Genomic DNA, 3,173 nt, shown 5'->3' with positions numbered 1-3,173 from the left:
GGCCGGCCACCGACGGCGCCGCGGCGGGTACGTCCTCCGGTGCCGGCGAGTCCGGTGCGGGGCCGGTCGACGCGGCGCCGTCGCGGCGACGGGTGATCAGTTGGCGGGCCCACACCACCGGCCTGATCCGCTCCAGCGGCAGGAAGCTCGTCATCGCCACCAGGTGCGGCGCGAACGAGATGGTGATCGTCGCGATGGTCACGAGGTGGAACGAGTAGAAGAAGCCGACCGTGACCTGCCGCCAGCGCTCGGGCAGCAGGAACACCACGGGGCTGAGCAACTCGAAGGCGAGGATGCCGAACTGGGCGACGATCAGCAGGTACGGCACCTGCGCGATCAGGTCGGCGAAATCGGTGCCGCGCCGGATGATGGCCCGGGCGAGCACCGAGCCGGTCGCCCAGTCCAGCCCGCCGAAGCGCAGCTTGGCCCAGGCGGCGAGGAAGTACGTGCAGATCACGGCGATCTGGGTGACCCGCAGCGCCCAGCCGCCGGCCTCGGTGCGGGTCGGGTCGCCGTGCCGGGCGCGGCCGGCGGTGGGCAGGGCGGCCAGCGCGACGAGGAGCCCGATCCGGTCGTGGTCGACCTTCCCGTAGCTCATCGCGATGATCATCCACTCGAAGTAGAGCGCGAAGACCGACCAGCCGAGCAGTCGTGGCGCGCGGCCGTCGCGGCGAGCAGGGCCAGTGCCAGCAGCGTCCAGAAGATGGCCGCGACCACGGTGGGGGTCGGGGTGGGCAGCGGGAGCAGCCGGCCGATCAGCAACGGCTGGTAGAGGTCGCCCGGGACGTCGACCCGGGTGCGTACCCACGGGGTGAAGACGACCAGGTCGGCGGCGACGAAGAGGTAGACCAGGGTGCGGAAGGCGGCCACCCGGCCGCGGGGGACCGCCTCGGTCAGCCAGCGGGTCACCGCGCCTCCTGCCAGCGCACCGTGGTCTCGTCGGTCCATCGTCCGGTGGGCCGGCCCTGGTGGATGCCGTACCAGCGGATCACGATGCGGACCTCGACCAGTTCCGGCGCGCCGGGGTGGCGTTCGGCGTACGCGTCGGCGACCTGCCGCAGCAGCGTCGGGTCGGCGGCGTAGCGGTCCTGCTGGCCCTCGATCTCGGCGCGGCGGATGCCGGTGGCGTCCTGGCCCAGCGCGATCACCGCGCCGGTGCGGTCGACGCCCTCGACGCGAGTGTCGGGGGCGGGCGCGTTCGGTGGCTCCGACGTGGAGTACATCCGGAACGGCCCGAACGGGAAGTGGTCGTCGACCCCCCAGAGGGTGCCGGCGAGCAGCAGGGCCAGGCCGAGCGCGGTCGCGCCCAGCCGGACCGCGCGGCCGCGGGGGGTCAACGTCTCCATCGGGTCGTGACGATACGGGATCGGGATGTCGCGACGGTGTCCCTGCGCGTTCTGCCGCTGGCCCTGCGTGTCGGCGGGTACGCCGACGCGGACCCCCTGGTGGGGGCCCGGCCGTCGTGGGTGGTGCTCAGTGCTTGTGGTCGGCCAGTTGCTTGCGCACGTCGTCCATGTCGAGGGCCTGGACCTGCTCGATCAGGTTCTCCAGCGCCGACTCGGGCAGCGCGCCCGGCTGGGCGAAGACGATCACGCCGTCCCGGATCGCCATGATCGTCGGGATGGAGCGGATGTCGAACTTCGCGCCGAGCTCCTGCTGCGCCTCGGTGTCGACCTTGCCGAAGACGATGTCCGGGTGCTTCTCCGAGGAGCGCTCGTAGACCGGGGCGAACCGCTTGCACGGGCCGCACCACTCGGCCCAGAAGTCGACCAGCACGATGCCGTCGCTCCCGGTCACCTCGTCGAAGTTGGCCGTGGTCAGCTCAACCGTTGCCATTGCACTCTCCGATCAGCGGATTGCTTTTTCGTCCCGTAGAACCAGGGCAGCCCCGATTGAATTCCCGGCCCGGGCGGGCCGAAACCGGGTCGGCCCGGGGCGGGGCCGGCCGGAGGCCGGGCAACCATCGAACCGCATCTGTCGATCCCGCGCTGCGGAACGCAAATGCACTGCGCACTTGCGTCACCTCCGGTGATGGGAGCGTTTCCAGGGAGATCCACGTCACCCACCGGTACGATTCGGTAACTTCAGCCTTGACAAGGGGTGACTGTGCCGCTAGAGATCGCATAGCACAGCATCAGCGATTACTCAGAGTGATGTCACAAAAAGGTAAATGTGACGTCCGTCTCTGTCGATGTGTCCACCCCGTACGGCAGAATCTCTGGCATCAGAGCGTGGGCGGCGGGTGCCGGGGAGGGCCCCGCCGCTCATTGCGTCTCCCCCCGGATCCGCCCGGTGTGACATTTCCACTCGGCCTCCGCCCCCGTCATCACCTTAACCACCGGTAAGGCATGCTGTGCCGAACTCCATCGCCGCCCGTCGAAGGGGACAAGGATGCAGTTCGGCCGCTACTTCGAGGAGTTCGAGGTCGGCGCGGTCTACCGGCACTGGCCCGGCAAGACCGTGACCGAGTACGACGACCACCTCTTCTGCCTGCTCACCATGAACCACCACCCGCTGCACATGGACGCGCACTACGCCGAGTCGGCGAGCCAGTTCAAGCGCAACGTGGTGGTCGGCAACTACATCTACTCGCTGCTCCTCGGCATGTCCGTGCCGGACGTCAGCGGGAAGGCGATCGCCAACCTCGAGGTCGAGTCGCTGCGGCACGTCGCACCGACCTTCCACGGCGACACCATCTACGGCGAGACCACCGTGCTGGACAAGCGCGAGTCCGGGTCGAAGCCGGACCGGGGCGTCGTCGCGGTGGAGACCCGCGGCTACAACCAGGACGGCACCCTGGTCTGCGTCTTCCGGCGCAAGGTCATGGTCCCCAAGAAGGAGTACGCCGCCGCGGCGGTGCCGGACGGCGTCGACCCGGAGCGGCCGAGCTTCCCCGAGCCCCGCTGACCGCAGCCCCGACGGGGCCCCTTCCCACCGTGTTCTGGTCGGGAAGGGGCCCTGGTCGCGATCCGGGGCATATGCTGGCGCCGGAGGTCTAGATGAGCCACTCCCTCGCCGGAGAGCCGCCCTCTGCCGGACGCCGTGCCGCACCGCTGACCACAGCCGTCTACTCCGCCGCCGAGTGGGACCTGCTCACCACTCTGCCCGGCCGGGTACTCGTGGCCGCCGCCTCGCCCACGCCCGGCCGCCCGCCCCGTGGCGTCGCCGCCGGG

The 3,173-nt window shown here is 70.3% G+C and carries 5 protein-coding genes; 1 reads left to right on the top strand and 4 read right to left on the bottom strand.

Annotated elements, in window-relative coordinates:
- The 4 genes from JNW89_RS39325 to trxA all read right to left on the bottom strand — a co-directional run.
- Nucleotides 1–598: HTTM domain-containing protein (locus tag JNW89_RS39325; RefSeq protein ID WP_375155176.1), on the bottom strand; the 598-nt coding region annotated here is incomplete at its 3' end.
- 8 nt (nt 599–606) lie between these two features.
- Nucleotides 607–909 (bottom strand): hypothetical protein, encoded by a 303-nt coding sequence (locus tag JNW89_RS39320; protein ID WP_375155175.1) that lies wholly within the window; start codon nt 907–909, stop codon nt 607–609.
- On the bottom strand, nt 906–1,346 hold the full coding sequence (locus tag JNW89_RS32470; RefSeq protein WP_238451961.1) for a hypothetical protein: 441 nt from the start codon (nt 1,344–1,346) through the stop codon (nt 906–908). The genes JNW89_RS39320 and JNW89_RS32470 overlap by 4 nt, the downstream gene beginning before the upstream one ends.
- Before the next feature lie 127 nt (nt 1,347–1,473).
- The gene (trxA, locus tag JNW89_RS32465; protein ID WP_154939829.1) at nt 1,474–1,836 is read right to left on the bottom strand and encodes a thioredoxin; all 363 of its coding nucleotides are present in this window, start codon (nt 1,834–1,836) and stop codon (nt 1,474–1,476) included.
- Between the two features lie 555 nt (nt 1,837–2,391).
- On the opposite strand from trxA, the gene JNW89_RS32460 reads away from it, so the two are divergent.
- On the top strand, nt 2,392–2,907 hold the full coding sequence (locus JNW89_RS32460; RefSeq protein ID WP_179802973.1) for a MaoC family dehydratase: 516 nt from the start codon (nt 2,392–2,394) through the stop codon (nt 2,905–2,907).
- Nucleotides 2,908–3,173: the final 266 nt, after the last annotated feature.

It is taken from the genome of Micromonospora sp. 4G55, from assembly GCF_016803375.1.
The sequence above is the reverse complement of the archived record's forward strand: the minus strand, read 5'-3'. Positions and strand labels throughout refer to the sequence as shown.

Bases quoted from the DNA above. Each gene is read 5' to 3' on its own strand.
- JNW89_RS32470 (WP_238451961.1), bottom strand. From the start codon at position 1,346: ATGGAGACGTTGACCCCCCGCGGCCGCGCGGTCCGGCTGGGCGCGACC.
- trxA (WP_154939829.1), bottom strand. From the start codon at position 1,836: ATGGCAACGGTTGAGCTGACCACGGCCAACTTCGACGAGGTGACCGGG.
- JNW89_RS32460 (WP_179802973.1), top strand. From the start codon at position 2,392: ATGCAGTTCGGCCGCTACTTCGAGGAGTTCGAGGTCGGCGCGGTCTAC.